The organism is Thalassobaculum sp., from assembly GCF_040219215.1.
In the GTDB taxonomy this organism is placed as follows: Bacteria; Pseudomonadota; Alphaproteobacteria; order Thalassobaculales; family Thalassobaculaceae; genus Thalassobaculum_A.
This window is the reverse complement of sequence record NZ_JAVJSX010000031.1, coordinates 140,216-156,209: the sequence shown is the minus strand read 5'-3', so window position 1 is coordinate 156,209 and position 15,994 is coordinate 140,216. Positions and strand designations below refer to the sequence as shown.

Below are 15,994 nucleotides of genomic sequence, written 5' to 3'. Positions count from 1 at the left end.
TGACCGGTCGTCGAGTCCCATGACTTCACCCGGGCCTACCGGCGTCTCGCCACCACCGCCAGTGACGGTATCGTCCCGCTCTCTCCGGGCATGGACACGTAGGGTTCGGTCTGTTCCTCGATCCCCAGGCGGGGATCGCCGCTGAGCGCCGCACCGACGCCCTGGCCCCAAAGCGTCGTCTTGACGGTCATCACAATCACCCCGCCGGGGCGGGTGATGCGGACCAGTTCGGGCAAGCCTTCAGCACCGACATGGCCGGTGGTGAACACGCCGATGGCAATCACCGAGGCAAACTCCCCGTCGGCGAACGGCAGCGGTGACCCCAGGGCGAGGCGGTGCAGATCAGTGTAACTGCCCCTGGCTCGAGCAACGGCGAGCATTCCCTCCGACAAGTCCAGTCCGACTACCGGAGCGAAACCGAGAATACCCAGCCAATCCCCAAGGACACCCGTACCGCACCCTGCATCGAGCACTGGCCCCGTCCCACGCGGGGCGTGACGGGCGAACAGAGCCAGCCCCACGGCTGGGTGGCGATAGCCGGCGCGGTTCATGTCGGCGTCGTAGGTGGCGGCCCATCCGTCGTAGAGGGCCGCTACCTCTTCGGTGGTGCTGGCGTCATAAACAGCACCGAGATGCCCCGCGTGGGTTGCTGAGCTCATGCGTCGCCCCCATTCCGGCCGTACTTCGCCTGCTGCGCCCGTGGCCAACCGCCAACCGTCATCCGATGGAGCCGATCAGCACTCAGTCCGGCGCGCTGGTCGGTCAGACGACCCTTGAGATCGGAAACCGTGAAAGGTGATCATCCTTTTTGTCGATCGCCATATGCACCGAAAGTACGTGCGTCAGACCAGCGGCACTGCCGACCGGCAGGTCGATTCCCAAGATGTGAACATACGATTTGCGATGATCCATCAAGGACCCTTGGACAATGCCGATGAACGGAGCTTTCGCCATTCTCTTGAAGTACGCGAGTTCCACGTCCAGCCAGGCTTCGGGCGTTTCCGATAACTCGCCGAGCAGCTTGTTCGTGTAGTCGACGCCCCATAACTCGGCGAGCTTCGTGCCCCACAGAACGAACCGAACCTGGAACGGTTCTCTTTCGATCCGGGCGATCGACACTCGTCCCAGCCAGTCCTTGAAATCATAGAAATCGAAGGCCGAGCGCGGCGGCAGCCCACTGCTGCCGTTCCGCCGGTCATTCCATAATTCCACCAAACTCCGAAACGGACCAAATTTATCGGAGCCCGAGTCCAGCCGGCATTCGCCGTAAGTCCAGTCGACCGCCTCTCTTGCGCGACGCGGATCCAAGGCATGAGCGTCCCAAATCACATCAACGGCAACAACGCTAGAGCCAATGCACGGAGCGAACAAGCAAGCATAGAGCGACCTTGCGGCGTTGCCTCGCCAGACCGGCAACTCACGATGGAGCCTGTATGACGAGCCCGGGCATTCCGAAATGCATCCATGCAGCCTGGGATCTTGTGATAGCGCCGGGGCGCCGTATAGTTTCCGCAGAAACAAGGCTGGCCCGCCCAGCAATCGCCGAACGTCCCGCTCCGCCTGAAGGAACCCTCCGTGACGAACTCAAAGACAGTACTCATCGACCGCCACCCGGGCCGATCGACCCAGACCATCGGGCTTGCCCGCGAGCTTGGCACCGATCCGGAACTGATCCACGAGCCGTCGGTCGGCGTTGTAGGCACCAAGGGTGACAGTCAGTGCTATCTCGGCGTCGCGGCCAAGGTGGATGCGATCCACGCCTGCCTGAAGAACCGCATCGGCCAGGGGCCGGGTGAGCTGCGGCTGCGGCTGGTCCAGCCCGAGTACACGATCGCAACCTCCGACGGCATCCGGAACGGCACGCGCGAGATGCGCTACTCGCTGATCGGCCGCGAGGTGACGCACGATGCGCTGTGTGAGCATCTCGAGGCGACCGGCCTCGCCGGCACCATCGCGGTCGTCGCGTGCGACAAGCCGCCGGTCGGCACCCTTGCCGCCCTGCTGGAGCACAATCAGCCGTCGATCATCATGTCGGACGGCCCGATCCACCCCGGCAAGGATCCGAAGACCGGCGAGGCTCTGGACATTGTCAGCGCCTACCAGGTCGCCGGGCACCCGGACCCCGAGCACCGACACCACATCGCCTGCCATGCCTGCCCCGGCTTCGGAAGCTGCGGCGGGATGTTCACCTACAACACGATGCAGACCTTCATCGGCGTCGTCGGCATGCAGCCGCTGCACATGGTGGCGCCGGCATCCGACGATCCGCGGCGGCTCAACGAGTTCCCGGCCGAGCTTGTCGACCATCTCGCCAACATGATCGACGCGGACCTCAAGCCGCGCGACATCGTGGGCCGCGATTCGCTGCGTAACGCGGTGATCGTGGCGATGGCGATTGGCGGATCGACCAACGTCACCCTGCACGCGCCCGAGATCGCGCGCGCCGCCGGCTTCGCCGACTTCTGGAAAGAGATCATCACGCCGGAGGAGTTCAATCACCTCTCGCAGCACGTCGTGCCGGTCCTCACGGACGCCCGGCCCTACGGCAAGTACTCGATGGTCGACATCGATCGGGTCGGCGGGGTGCAGGTGATCGTGCGCGAACTCCTGGAGGCCGGCCTGCTCAACGGCGACGTCATGACCTGTACCGGCGAGACGCTTGGCGCCCAGGTCGACCGACTCGGCGCCAAGCCGGCGGACGGCAAGGTGATCTATCCCGTCGAAAAGCCCTACAAGCCGACCGGTGGGCTGCGCGTGCTCGGCGGCAACCTGTCGCCTGACTTCTCCGCCATCCTGAAGCTCGCCGGTGTCGAAGGCGGCCTGGAGAACAACACCTTCATCGGCAGGGCGCGCGTGTTCGAGGGCGAAAAAGGCCTGCTGACGGCGCTCGACGAGACGCCCGAGAGCTTCCAGAACAACGACATGATCATCGTGCGCTACGAAGGGCCGAGCGGCGCGCCGGGCATGCCGGAAATGCTGGATCCGACCTCGCGCATCACGACCCTCTGCCGCGAGCGCGGCATCGTGGTCGGCCTTATGACCGATGCCCGGTTCTCCGGCGGATCGGTGGGTCTGGTGATTGGCCATGTAGGACCGGAAGCGGCGCTGGGCGGGCCGATCGCATACATCGAGGACGGCGACGAGATCGTCGTCGACCTCAATACCGACGAGTTGACCTGCACCGCTCTCAACGAGCCCGCGACGCTGGCCAAGCGCCAGGCGGCATGGACGAAGGCCGTGGCCGACAACGGTGGCATCCATCCGAACTGCGGCATCGCCGACACCCGCCTGCTGCACCGCGCCCGCCATACCGCGGTGCCGGCGACCCGAGGCGGCGGCCTGCACCCCAACCGCGAGGTTTGGGTCCGAGAGCAGCGCACGGCGGAGCGTTCGGGCTTCAACCCGAAGAACAAGTATCGGCCCCAGACGAACAAGGCGTTCTAACGGCAGGCGGCGGCCGCCACGATCGAACCCCGCAGGCGGGACATAGCCCGGCTGCGGGGTCGCTAGTTTCTGCCATAGTAGCCGACGACGTCACCGTCAGTCGTCACCCCAAGCCCGTTCAGGCACCGGTTGACGTAGTTGAAGTACCCGACGATCTGGTTAGCCTCCAGGATCTCGCCGTCATCGAGCCCCGCGATGCGCAGAGCATCCACGTCCGATTTCTTTATCCGGCCCGGCTCAAGCGTCAGCTTGCTGGCATACCGCAGCAGCGCAAGCTCTCGGCCATCAAATGCGTCCTCCGGCCTCCTGGTATGAAGTGCCACTTCGATCCGATCCGCACGGGAATCATCCGCAATCAAATGGCGAGCGTTTGCCCAGTGATTGGCCAGGGAGTACGAGCAGTCATTCAGGATTGAAACGTATGACGATATCGTTTCCTGAAACCACGTCGGCAGGGTGTTCGCCCTGTCGTGGAGGACCGCACGATACAAGACGACATGGCCGCGCATGGTGCTCGGGCGCAGCGAATGGACCCGCATCACGTTGTCGACCGTGCCATGCGGCGTGCGGGCGAGTTTGAGGACGTCGAGCAGCGCGTCGTCGGCCTCGTCGTCGGGTATCATCCTGATCCATGAACTCATCGCGATCGCCTTCCGGTCGTACCGTTGTCAAATACTCGCAATTGATTCTTATCCTTCGAAGAAAAGCATTGACTCGTCTGCCCTAACCAAACTGAAAATATCTGACAAAATCGTCACTGGCGAAGAGGGTTACCCGAAAAAATCGGACACCAAGGGCCCACGGGAGAGGGCCATTCCAGATCGTTTTCTGGAGCTTGGTGGCAGCCTGACCGCCGTTATAACAGCAACGGGAGACGAGTATGCTCACTCGCATGAGACGGTCGGGCTTGAGGTTGGCTGTTGCGCTTCTAACGGCGACCGCAGCTTTCGGGTCCCTGCAGGCGCTGGCCCAAGAAAAGGTTCTTCGCGCCGTCATGCACGCGGACGTCCGGACGCTTGATCCGTTCTGGACCACGCAGACGATCGCCGGCATCCACGGACTGATGATCTACGACACGCTGTTCTCCAGCGATGCCGACCTGCAGCCGCAGCCGCAGATGGTCGACACCTGGACCGTCAGCGACGATCGCAAGACCTACACCTTCAAGCTGCGTGACGGGCTGAAGTTCCACGATGGAACGTCCGTCACGGCAAAGGACGTGGTCGCCTCGATGAACCGCTGGGGCAAGCGCGACGGCGCCGGCAAGCAATTGATGAACTACACCGCGTCGCTCACTGCAAAGGACGACAAGACCTTCGAGTGGGTGCTGAGCGAACCCTACGGCCTGCTGATCGACACCCTCGCCAAGACCGGCACCAGCATCCCGTTCGTGATGCGTGAGGCCGAGGCCATGGTCGACCCCTTCGAGCAGATCAAGGAAGTGGTCGGCTCGGGACCGTTCATGTTCAAGCGTGACGAGTGGGTCCCGGGCAACAAGACGGTCTACGTCAAGTTCAAGGACTATGTGCCGCGCAAGGAGCCGGCATCCGGTCACGCCGGTGGCAAGGTCGTGAAGGTGGACCGGGTCGAGTTCATCTGGATGTCCGATCCGCAGACCGCCCAGTCGGCCCTGATGGCCGGCGAGATCGACTACCTGGAGAACCCCAAGCCTGACTTCCTGTCCCTGCTGGAGGCCAACCCCGACATCAAGCTCGAGGTTCATCCGGCCGCCGGCACGATGGGCATCCTGCAGCTCAACCACCTGCACCCGCCGTTCAACAACGTGAAGGCGCGGCAGGCGATGTACTACCTCATCAACAATGCCGACTATCTGAACACCATCGCCGCCGATCCGAAGCTGCAGACCCTCTGCTACTCGTACTTCGGCTGCGGTGTCGCGATGGAGACGACGGCCGGCAGCGAGCCGTACAGCGGGCCGAAGGACTACAAGAAGGCCGAGCAGCTCTTCAAGGAAGCCGGCTACAACGGCGAGCCGATCACCATCCTGCACGCCACCGACCACGCCTACATCAATCCGGCCAACCTGGTGATGATCCAGCAACTGCGGAAGGCCGGCTTCCTGAACCTCGACGTCCAGGCGATGGACTGGGGCTCGGTGGTGGCCCGGCGCGCCAAGAAGGAAGTGCCGTCGGCCGGCGGATGGAACATCTTCATCACCGGCACCACGGTGCTGACGTCGTCAAACCCGATCACCCATACCTCGATCGGCATGGGTTGCGACAAGGCGTGGTTCGGTTGGCCCTGTGACTCGGTGTTCGAGGACCTGCGCAAGGAATGGGCGTTCGCGCCGGATCTCGAGACCCGCAAGCGGTTGGCGGTCGAGTTGTCCAAGCGAGCCTATGACCAGGTTCCCTACATCTCGTTCGCGCAGTGGCGCAATCCGGTGGCATACCGCTCGGACCTGATCTCCGGCGTGCTGTCGGTACCGTCGGTTCCGCCGATGTGGAACATCGAGAAGAAGTAACCGCCTTCGGATTGCCGGGCCGGCACGAGCCGGCCCGGCAGCCATTCGCGGATGACATGCATCGGTCCGAAGCCTGGGCCGAAGCCCTCTACTGCACCTCAACGAGGCGGCACACATGCGCTTGACGGGCCACGAGGGTGATCGATGACCGCCTACATCGTTCGGCGGCTGCTGGCGACGATCCCGGTCATGATCGTCGTCGCATTGTTCGTATTCCTGCTCCTGCACCTGACGCCGGGCGATCCGGCGGCTGTGATCGCCGGCGATGACGCCTCGCCCGCCGACATCGAGGGGGTTCGCCGGAAGCTCGGCCTCGACCGGCCGATCTGGGAGCAGTTCGGCATCTACGTCGTGAACCTGCTGAAGGGCGATCTCGGCACGTCGATCTTCTCCAACCTGCCGGTCATGACCCTGGTCAAGCAGCGTCTGGAGCCATCGCTGGTCCTGGCGGTCTCGACCCTGGTGGTTGCCATCACCGTCGCCATTCCGATGGGCGTGATCGCTGCCTGGAAGGCGAGGACTGTGGTCGACCGGGTGGTGATGGGCTTCTCGGTCCTGGGTTTCGCAGTCCCGGTGTTCCTGGTCGGCTACCTGCTGATTTACGTCTTCGCCATCGAGCTGCGCTGGCTGCCGGTACAGGGGTACAAACCGCTGTCGCAAGGCGCTTGGCAGACTCTGCGGTCGATCACCTTGCCGGCGATTGCCCTGGGCATGGTCTACACCGCGCTCATCGCCCGGATCACCCGGGCGAGCATGCTGGAGGTGCTCTCGGAGGATTACATTCGCACCGCGCGAGCCAAAGGCGTCGCGACACCCGGCGTGCTGCTTCACCACGCCCTGAAGAACGCGGCCGTGCCCATCGTCACGGTGATCGGTATCGGCCTGACCCTGCTGATCTCCGGCGTCGTGCTGACCGAGACGGTGTTCAACATTCCGGGCCTCGGTCGGCTGACCGTCGATGCGATCCTCAAGCGCGACTATCCGATCGTCCAGGGGCTGATCATCCTGTTCGCGGCCGTGAAGGTGCTGGTGAATCTGCTCATCGACATCAGCTACACCTTCTTCGACCCTCGCATCCGGTACTAGGAGGGGAACGATGGCAACATTCGCAGAGGCCGCCCCTCCCGCAAGCGTCCGGCGGTTCGACTGGATCCGGCGGAACCCGACCATCGTCATCGGTGCCTTCATTCTCGGGCTCCTCGCGACGCTGGCGCTGATTGCCCCCTGGATCGCCGACGACCCTCTCGGCTTCGATCCGCTCGAGCGGCTGCGTCGACCGTCGGCAGAGTTCCTGTTCGGGACCGACGAGTTCGGGCGCGACGTCTACAGCCGTGTCGTCTACGGCGCCCGGATCTCGCTCGCTGTCGGCATTTCGGTGGCGACGATCGCCACGGTCGCCGGCCTGTTCATCGGCGTGCTGTGCGGCTACTTCAGGAAGGTCGACAACGTTGTCATGCGCGTGATGGATGGGCTGATGGCGATTCCGCCGATCCTGCTCGCTATTGCCCTGATCACGCTGATGAAGGCCAGCTTGACCATCGTGATCATCGCGATCTCGATCCCGGAGATTCCGCGGGTCGTCCGGCTGGTACGCAGCGTGGTCCTGCAGGTCCGCGGCCTGCCATACATCGAGGCGGCGATTGCCAGCGGCACCCGCACCAGAACCATCATGACCCGCCACATCCTGCCGAACACATTGGCTCCGCTGATCGTTCAGGCAACCTACGCCTGCGCGTCGGCGATCCTGACCGAGGCCGGACTGTCGTTCCTGGGCGCCGGAACCCCGCCGGAGATACCCAGCTGGGGCAACGTCATCTCGCTCGGCCGCACCTACTTCCAGATCGCACCGTGGATCATCTTTTTCCCAGGGGTGATGCTGGCCATCACGGTGCTGGCGATCAACCTCATGGGCGACGGTCTGCGCGACACCCTCGATCCCCGCATCGCCCGACGCATGTGAGACGCCGTGGATAGTTCAACCTCGAGCAAAGCCTCCGCCGTGACGTCCGACCCGGACGTCATCCTTTCGGTGCGCGACCTGCAGACTCGGTTCTTCACGCGGGATGGGGTGGTCCGCGCCGTCGATGGAGTGTCGTTCGACGTCCGACGTGGCGAGACCCTCTGCATTGTCGGTGAGTCGGGCTGCGGCAAGAGCGTAACCGCACTGTCGGCCATGCGCCTCCTCCCCGACGGCGTCGGTCGCATCGTCGGCGGATCGATCCGCTTCGAGGGCGAGGAACTGACGACCCTGCCCGAGAGCGAGATGCGCCGCATCCGCGGGAACCGCATGTCGATGATCTTCCAGGAACCGATGACGTCGCTGAACCCGGTCGTGACGGTCGGCGCGCAGATCGCGGAGTCGTTGCGGATCCATCAGAAACTCGGCCGGGATGCCGCCTGGAACCAGGCGGTTGAGATGCTGTCGGTGGTCAAGATCGCCGACCCTCGGCAACGCGCCGGCGAATACCCGCACCAACTGTCCGGCGGCATGCGCCAGCGCGTCATGATCGCCATTGCACTGGCCTGCAACCCGAAGCTGCTGATCGCCGACGAACCGACCACGGCGCTCGACGTCACGATCCAGGCACAGATCCTGAACCTCATGCTCGAACTCAAGGAGCGTCTCGGAACTGCCATCGTGCTGATCACCCACGACCTGGGCGTCGTCGCCGAGACCGCGCAGCGGGCGATCGTCATGTACGCCGGCCGGAAGGTCGAAGAGGCGTCGGTTGAGGAACTGTTCCGCAATCCCGTCCATCCCTACACCCGCGGCCTGATGAACTCGATCCCGCGTCGCTCGACACTCGGTCGCAGGATCACATCCCGTGGCCGACTGCAGGAGATCGCCGGGATCGTCCCGTCTCTGCGCGAGGAGATCCAGGGGTGCGCGTTCGCCCCACGGTGCAGCTTTGCCGTCGACCGCTGTTCCCTCGAAACTCCCGTTCTGCAGACCCAGGGTCCAGCCCACATTGCCGCCTGCTGGGAGGCCGCGCGTGTCGCGGCGACGCCGAAATGACCGACAAGCTCCCCATGAGCAAGCGAGACACCGTCCTGCAGGTCCGGGACCTGAAGAAGCATTTCCCGGTGCATCGCGGCGTGCTGTCGCGCGTGGTCGGCCAAGTGTACGCGGTCGACGGGGTATCGTTCACGATCCGCCAGGGCGAGACCCTGTGTCTGGTCGGCGAGTCCGGCTGTGGAAAATCCACGGTGGCCAAGACCGTGATGCGGCTGCTGGAGCCGACCGCCGGGACCATCGAGGTGAACGGCGTCGACATCTCGGACCTGAGCGAGAGCGAGCTCCGAGCCCATCGACGCCAGATGCAGATCGTCTTCCAGGACCCGTACTCGTCGCTGAACCCCAGGCTTTCCGCCGGGGCCATCGTGTCCGAACCGCTAACCAATTTCGACCTCGCGACCGGCGCCGCGCTGGCCGAGCGGATTGCCGAGTTGTTCAAGCGGGTTGGCCTGCGACCGGAGGCGGCTGCCAAATACCCGCACGAGTTCTCGGGCGGCCAGCGCCAGCGTCTCGGCATCGCCCGCGCGCTGGCGGTCAACCCCAGTCTGATCGTCGCCGACGAACCGGTGTCCGCGCTCGACGTGTCCGTCCAGGCGCAGGTGCTGAACCTGCTGATCGACCTGCAGGAGGAACTCGGCCTCGCCTACCTGTTCGTTTCGCATGACCTGGGCGTAGTCGAGCACATCGGGCATCGGATTGCCGTGATGTACCTCGGCCGGATCGTGGAGACCGCCGACAACGCCGATCTCTTCGGGACCCCGCTGCACCCCTACACCGAGGCGCTGCTGGCTGCGGCGCCTTTGCCGGACCCCACCGTCAAGCGCGAGCGGTTGATCCTCCAGGGCGACGTGCCGAGCCCGGTGCGCCCGCCACCCGGTTGCCACTTCCACACCCGCTGCCCCTACGCGGTGGACCGCTGCCGCAGCGAGACTCCACCGCTTGCCGAAGTTGCACCCGACCATTGGGTGGCCTGCCATCTCCGCCCCGTCGGCGGCCCGTTCGGGCCGCTTTCCCGCACGACCTAGCACGCGCCGCAGTCACGTCCTCCAGTCCTACCGGAGCCCCCCATGCGCCTGTTTTCAGCGACCATCGCGACCGAAACCAACACCTTCTCGCCACTGCCGACCAGCATCGACGGCTTCAAGGAGAGCGTGTTCCTGCGGCCTGGCGAGCATCCCGAGGACGCCCCGCGCATGTGCACGGCCCCGCTGTTCGTGGCTCGCCAGCGCGCCGCAGCCGAAGGCTTCACCTTGATCGAGGGCAGCTGCTTTGCAGCCAGCCCGGCCGGCAGCGTCAACCGCGCCGACTACGAGTTCATGCGTGACGAAGTGCTGGACCAGCTGCGCGCCGCACTGCCTCTCGACGGCATCCTGTTCGGCTTGCACGGGGCGATGGTCGCGCACGGCTATGACGACGTCGAGGGCGACCTCCTGGAGCGAGCGCGCGCGATCGTCGGGCCGAAATGCGTGATCGGCGTGGAGTACGATCCGCACTGCCACATGACCCTGAAGCGGGTGCGCAACGCCGACATCATCATCTGCTACAAGGAGTTCCCGCACACCGACGTGGTCGACCGGGCGGAGGATCTGCTGACGCTCGTGCTGCGGACCCTGCGCGGCGAGGTCAAGCCGGTGATGTCGCTGTACGACTGCCGCCAGATCGGCAGCTACCCAACGACGCTTCCGCTGATGCGTGGCTTCGTCGACCGGATGATGGCGCTGGAAGGCAAGGACGGCATTCTGTCGGTGTCGGCGATCCACTGCTTCCCCTATGCCGATGTCGCAGAACTCACCGGGCGGATCCTGGTGGTGGCGGACGGCGACAAGACCAAGGCCGACGCGCTGGCGACCCGGCTCGGCGAAGAGTTCGTGTCGATGCGTGGCAAGACCATGCCGGAATTCTTCAGCCCCGGCGTCGGCGTACGGACCGGTATCGACTTCAACGACGCGCCGGTGGTCATCGCCGATCCGGCAGACAACGCTGGAGGCGGGGCGCCGTCCGACAACACCACGATCCTGCGCGAACTGATGGCAGCGGATGCTCAGGATGCGGCAATCGGCCCGATCTGGGACCCGATTGCGGTCAAGCTGTGCTTCGACGCCGGACTGGGAGCCCGCTTCCCGCTACGGTTCGGCGGCAAGATCGGACCCGCCTCCGGACAGCCGGTCGACGCCATGGTCGAGGTCACGGCCCTCGCCCGCGACTGCTGGCAGAGTTTCGGGCCGACCAAGGTGACCCTTGGTGACTGTGCCGCCGTTCGCATCGGCGGCATCGACATCGTCCTGATCACCAACCGCACCCAGGCGCTCGGCCTGGAGCTGTTCACCAACCTCGGCATCGACCCGCTGACCCGCAAGCTCCTGGTGGTGAAGTCGACCAACCACTTCATGGCCGCCTTCGGTCCGATCGCCAAGAAGGTGATCTATGTGGAATCCGATGCCCCCCTGGCCCGCGATTACACCAAGCTCACCTACACCAAAATCCAGCGCCCCATCTGGCCGCTCGACGCGGAAACCTCGCCCGGCCTGATCTTCTGACCCCGACGGAGGCCAATGCCGTGACATCATCGTCCCTGACCGCGTTGTCGGCCGTCGAGTTGCGACGCCGGATCGGCACCAAGGAGATCTCGCCGGTCGAGCTTCTCGACGCCTGCATCGAGCGGATCGAAGCGGTCAACCCGGCGGTGAACGCGATTGCCGCGAAAGCCTACGGACGCGCTCGGCAGGAAGCCAAGGCAGCCGAGGCAGCGGTGTTGCGTGGCGATGCACTCGGACGACTACACGGCCTGCCGGTCGGGGTGAAGGACCTGCAGGATACCGAGGGCGTGCTGACCACCCACGGCTCGCCGCTGTACCGCAGCCATGTACCGGCAAAGGATTCAGCGCAGGTCGCGCTGGTCCGGGCCGCCGGGGCAATCGTCACGACCAAGACCAACGTGCCGGAGTTCGGAGCCGGCGCCAACTCACGCAATCCGGTGTGGGGAGCGACCGGCAACCCGTTCAATCCGACCCGGATTGCCGGCGGCTCGTCCGGCGGTTCGGCGGCGGCACTGGCCTGCGACATGCTGCCGATCTGCACCGGCTCGGACACCGGCGGGTCCCTGCGCATTCCGGCTGCGATCTGCGGCGTGGTCGGTTTTCGGCCGTCGCCCGGCCTGGTCCCGATGGACGGCCGGCAGCTCGGCTGGACACCGATCTCGGTGCTGGGGCCGATGGGCCGCAGCGTTGCCGACACACGGATGCTGTTCGCCGCCCAGGTCGGGGTCGACAGCCGGGATCCGTTGTCCCAGCCCATTAACCCCGACGCGATCGTCGCCAGCCGGCCCGCCGATCTCGGCCGGCTGCGGGTGGCCTGGACCACCGATTTCGGTCAGTGCCCCGTCAGCTCCGAGATCCGCTCCGTCATGCGGAAGCGCATGGATGCCATGCGGCACCTGTTTCTCACCATCGACGAGGTCGCGTTCGACTTCGGCGAGGCCGACCGTTGCTTCGACGTCGTGCGCGCCCAGAACTTCCTGGCCCGCTACCGCGACATCTATGAGCGCGACCGCGAACAGTTGGGGCCGAACATCCGGGCGAACTATGAGATCGGCGCGGCCATGTCCCTGGCGGACGCGGCCTGGGCACACGCCGAGCAGACCCGCATCTTCCGCCGGTTCCAGGAGACCTTCCAGGACTATGACCTCGTCATGGCCCCGACCACCCCGGTGTCGCCGTTCCCGTGGAGCGAACTCTATCTCGCCGAGCTGGAAGGCGAGGCGCTGAAGAACTACTACCACTGGCTGGCACTGACCTACGTCATCACCCTGGCGACCAACCCGTCGATCGCGCTGCCCTGCGGCGTGGACGACCACGGGATGCCGTTCGGCCTGCAGGTGGTCGGCCGGTTCGGCGGCGACATTGAGCTCCTGGATGCTTCCGAAGCGATGGAACGGGCATTCGCCGGTGTTTCCGGCCTTGGCCGCCCGATCCCGGACGCTGCCCTCCTGGCCACGCCGACAGCCGCTCTGAAATCCATTGTTACCGCGGCCCCGGACAAGGGTCTTGCGGAACGCTAAGGGCTGACTGAGCGTTGTCGGACGCTCAGGCAACCGGCCGTCATGCACCCGCCTCCGGCGTTGCTTAGAACGCAACCATCGTCGCCGCCAGAACGCCGAGCCAGTAGTGCAGTACCGTGACCCCGATCAAGTTCTTCTGCCTCAGATAAACATACCCAAAAACAATACTGGCGACGAAGGTGATAATGACCGCGTCAATACCAAACGCCAGGTGCAATGAAGCGAACACCGTGCTGGTCAGCAGAATTGCCTTGTGCCCTTTGGTATCATCCAGAAATTTCTGAAAAAGACCCTGCAGAAGTCCCCGCGATCCAACTTCCTGAAAAATCGTGTGGAAGAAGTACTGAACGAGGAAGAAAGCATCGACGGTTACCCCGAACTCGCTGGCCGTCGACCTGGGCTTGAAAGCAAAGAGATAGATCAAGGCCGGTATCGTGATCACCACACAGATGGCGACTGCCTCGCCGAGGGAACGCGCCAGCCCTTCCCTCTTGATGCCAAGTTCGGCCATCGGGATCTTCATGATCTTGATGATCAGAAGACATGGCACCGCGAGGAAGATGACCGCCTGCCAGGAGAAACCGGGGTCATAGACATTCTGAACATACTCCTCGGCCACCAGGTAGAAGAGCGCCGTGGCGATCAGGAACATCGCCATGGTGAAAATCAGGAAGTGGCCGAACTGGTTCTGGATTGTCTTGATTTCCAGCTGCCGTCGTAGCGAAGCCAGCATTTCGTCGCTCATGGAGCGCGCCCGATTGACGACAACGCTGGCAAGGGCGCCCTTCAGATCACCGATCACCGCCGGCGCATCGGGAATGGACTGGAGCGCCTCTGCCGGGATCTGGATGACATCGCATTCGGTCTCGGCTCGGACGGATGCCGATCGGCGACCGCCGCCAAGAAACGTCAGCTCCCCGATGCAGTCGCCCGGCGCGATGGCGTTGAGCACGACGAGGCCCCCGTCCTCGGAGTTCCTGACCGCCACCGCCGTGCCTGCAACGAACAGGAAGAGATCCGAGTTCTCCTCCCCTTCTCTGACAATCAAGTCGCCCGGGGAGACAGCCAGCCTTCTGGAGACCGTCGCCATGGAGTCGATGGTTTTCGGGCTGAGCTGCTCGAACGCGCGGTTGGAGCGCAGCTCTTCGGCGATGGTTGGGCGAGTGTCTGCCATGGAACCTGTCGATTGAATGCGTGAGACAATGGCGGGTTTGCGCAAGCCCGGTCGCCGGACCTTAACGGCAAGCGGAGCGATCTTAGACCAACTCACCGCAGAACATGGTCGAATCTGGTGGTGAGTTGATCCAAACAGCTGAAAGGAGGATGATTCACGTCTTAGACGAGGCCGGCGGGCGGGCCTGCCCAAGTCGACCTTGCTCTTGAGTCGTACAGCGACGCTGCCTTTCGAATCTGGCCTGGCCCCGACCGCGACCGGCTGTGGCTGCGCCGGCGCCAATCTTCCTCCTGGAATGGATACGCGATTGCAAAGCCGCCACAAAGTGCTGATCGTCAACGCCTACTTCGACCCTTGGCGATCATCGACACCCACGCGCTGGTTCATTCCGCGCGCCATGGCGCCGTTCTACCTTGCCGGCCATTTCAACCCCGATCGGGTAGACGTGCGGGTCTGGGACGAAGTGTTCCATGGCGCGCTTCTGGAGCCCCGACTGTTCGCTTGGCCGGACCTGGTGATCTTCACCGGCCTGACATCCATGTTCGACCGGGCCCACCAGCTTTCCGCCTATTTTCGTCACGCCAATCCGTCGGTCGTCACCGCGATTGGCGGCCCAATCCCGCGCGCGCTGCCCACGCTGTGTGCTGAGGCCTTCGACTATGCCTGCCAGGGAGACGTGGAGGACATTTCATCGGTCATCAGCGACGTGTTCGATGCCTCCTGTGTATCGGAGACAGGCGCGCCGCGGTTCGATCTGGCCGTGCCGTCAATGGGAGTCGGCTACCTGGAGACGACGAAGAACTGCAACTTCGCCTGCTCGTTCTGCTCGCTGACCGGCGAGGCGCGAAAGTACGTGGCACACTCCGAGCAGTCGATCACCAGACAGCTCGATGCGATGAAACGCGTGCTGGGCGTCATGGTCCTGGACAACAACTTCTACGGAAGCAGCCGGCAAAGCTTCCAGCGCCGCGTCGAGCTGATCGGGGAGCGCTGGCGGCAGGGGCAGTTTCGCGGATGGGGTGCCCTGGTCACAGGGGACTTTTTCAAACGCCCGGAGAATGTGGAGCTCATGGCCAGGAATGGCTGCAAGGCGGTGTTCTCGGGTGTTGAGTCGCTCGATCCGGCGGTTCTCAGGTCCTTCAACAAGAAGCAGAGCATGACCTCGGATCCACGCGCGTTGACGCGGATCTGCGCCGAGAACGGCATGTTCTTCGACTACGGAATGATCGCCGATTTCACCCAGCAGACTGTTGCCGAGGTGGACGACCAGTTGTCCGCGATCCTGGACGATCCATCCATCCCCCTGCCGGGGTTGCTGACCCTCACCATCCCGATCCTGGGGACGCCTTACTTCGACAGTTCGGCGCATGCCGGCCGCCTGATGCCCAACGTGCTGCTGAGCGATCTGGATGGGCAGAAGGTAGTCGAATGGCCCAAGGAACCGTTGGAGACAGTGGTGCCGTACGTGGCCGATCTGCTGCGGTTCCGCGGCCGCAAGCGCGCCCTTGCCCGCCACGCCGTCAGGCACGCCTGGCGGTGGCGCCGGCACTTCGACTGGGATCAGACCGCATTGGCGCTGGTCCGCCCGCTCCACCGCTTCGGAGGCAAGGTCAACCTGGGCTCCATCCGGCAGATGCGCCAATCGTTCAAGGAGCCGCCGCTCACATACTGCGCGATGAGCGACCGGCTCCGGACCGCCTACACGCCGCAGATGCCGCTGCCGTCAAAATTCGCGAAGTGCTTCGAACCTCTTCGGGTCACCGACGGCGACGGCGGGCTTACCGATGCGCTCCTGAAAGCCCGCGCCTGAACCACCGC

13 protein-coding genes are annotated in these 15,994 nt (G+C 64.3%); 9 read left to right on the top strand and 4 right to left on the bottom strand.

The window, feature by feature from the left end:
* Nucleotides 1-35 precede the first annotated feature (35 nt).
* Together RIC54_RS20510 and RIC54_RS20505 are read right to left on the bottom strand one after the other, a co-directional pair.
* Nucleotides 36-659, bottom strand: coding sequence for a class I SAM-dependent DNA methyltransferase (locus tag RIC54_RS20510; protein ID WP_350091205.1), 624 nt, complete (start codon nucleotides 657-659; stop codon nucleotides 36-38).
* 103 nt (nucleotides 660-762) lie between these two features.
* The gene (locus RIC54_RS20505) at nucleotides 763-1,308 is read right to left on the bottom strand and encodes a PAS domain-containing protein (protein WP_350091208.1); all 546 of its coding nucleotides are present in this window, start codon (nucleotides 1,306-1,308) and stop codon (nucleotides 763-765) included.
* Nucleotides 1,309-1,575: 267 nt separating this feature from the next.
* Here RIC54_RS20505 and RIC54_RS20500 point away from each other — a divergent pair, with 267 nt between their 5' ends.
* Nucleotides 1,576-3,444 carry a dihydroxy-acid dehydratase domain-containing protein gene (locus tag RIC54_RS20500; protein ID WP_350091211.1) on the top strand — a complete coding sequence of 623 codons (1,869 nt, stop codon included), beginning with the start codon at nucleotides 1,576-1,578 and terminating at the stop codon, nucleotides 3,442-3,444.
* A gap of 62 nt (nucleotides 3,445-3,506) precedes the next feature.
* Here the strand turns inward: RIC54_RS20500 and RIC54_RS20495 are convergent, their stop codons facing one another.
* Complete coding sequence (locus RIC54_RS20495; RefSeq protein ID WP_350151379.1) at nucleotides 3,507-4,067, bottom strand: carboxymuconolactone decarboxylase family protein; 561 nt, start codon at nucleotides 4,065-4,067, stop codon at nucleotides 3,507-3,509.
* Nucleotides 4,068-4,351: 284 nt separating this feature from the next.
* Here RIC54_RS20495 and RIC54_RS20490 point away from each other — a divergent pair, with 284 nt between their 5' ends.
* The 7 genes from RIC54_RS20490 to RIC54_RS20460 all read left to right on the top strand — a co-directional run bounded on the left by RIC54_RS20490 (nucleotide 4,352) and on the right by RIC54_RS20460 (nucleotide 13,002).
* On the top strand, nucleotides 4,352-5,929 hold the full coding sequence (locus RIC54_RS20490; RefSeq protein WP_350151377.1) for an ABC transporter substrate-binding protein: 1,578 nt from the start codon (nucleotides 4,352-4,354) through the stop codon (nucleotides 5,927-5,929).
* A 144-nt stretch (nucleotides 5,930-6,073) separates the two neighbouring features.
* On the top strand, nucleotides 6,074-7,015 hold the full coding sequence (locus RIC54_RS20485) for an ABC transporter permease (RefSeq protein ID WP_350091220.1): 942 nt from the start codon (nucleotides 6,074-6,076) through the stop codon (nucleotides 7,013-7,015).
* A gap of 10 nt (nucleotides 7,016-7,025) precedes the next feature.
* Nucleotides 7,026-7,889 carry an ABC transporter permease gene (locus tag RIC54_RS20480; protein ID WP_350091223.1) on the top strand — a complete coding sequence of 288 codons (864 nt, stop codon included), beginning with the start codon at nucleotides 7,026-7,028 and terminating at the stop codon, nucleotides 7,887-7,889.
* Nucleotides 7,890-7,928: 39 nt separating this feature from the next.
* Nucleotides 7,929-8,945: an ABC transporter ATP-binding protein gene (locus RIC54_RS20475; RefSeq protein WP_350151375.1), complete on the top strand. Its 1,017-nt coding sequence runs from the start codon at nucleotides 7,929-7,931 to the stop codon at nucleotides 8,943-8,945.
* Complete coding sequence (locus RIC54_RS20470) at nucleotides 8,942-9,970, top strand: ABC transporter ATP-binding protein (protein WP_350091228.1); 1,029 nt, start codon at nucleotides 8,942-8,944, stop codon at nucleotides 9,968-9,970. Before RIC54_RS20475 ends, RIC54_RS20470 begins: the two co-directional genes overlap by 4 nt.
* 42 nt (nucleotides 9,971-10,012) lie before the next feature.
* On the top strand, nucleotides 10,013-11,482 hold the full coding sequence (locus RIC54_RS20465) for a M81 family metallopeptidase (RefSeq protein WP_350091231.1): 1,470 nt from the start codon (nucleotides 10,013-10,015) through the stop codon (nucleotides 11,480-11,482).
* 20 nt (nucleotides 11,483-11,502) lie between these two features.
* Nucleotides 11,503-13,002 carry an amidase gene (locus RIC54_RS20460; protein WP_350091234.1) on the top strand — a complete coding sequence of 500 codons (1,500 nt, stop codon included), beginning with the start codon at nucleotides 11,503-11,505 and terminating at the stop codon, nucleotides 13,000-13,002.
* A gap of 64 nt (nucleotides 13,003-13,066) precedes the next feature.
* Here the strand turns inward: RIC54_RS20460 and RIC54_RS20455 are convergent, their stop codons facing one another.
* Nucleotides 13,067-14,176, bottom strand: coding sequence for a cyclic nucleotide-binding domain-containing protein (locus RIC54_RS20455; protein WP_350091237.1), 1,110 nt, complete (start codon nucleotides 14,174-14,176; stop codon nucleotides 13,067-13,069).
* 307 nt (nucleotides 14,177-14,483) lie between these two features.
* Here RIC54_RS20455 and RIC54_RS20450 point away from each other — a divergent pair, with 307 nt between their 5' ends.
* Nucleotides 14,484-15,986, top strand: a complete 1,503-nt coding sequence (locus RIC54_RS20450; protein WP_350091240.1) for a B12-binding domain-containing radical SAM protein — start codon at nucleotides 14,484-14,486, stop codon at nucleotides 15,984-15,986.
* The last annotated feature ends 8 nt before the right edge of the window (nucleotides 15,987-15,994 follow it).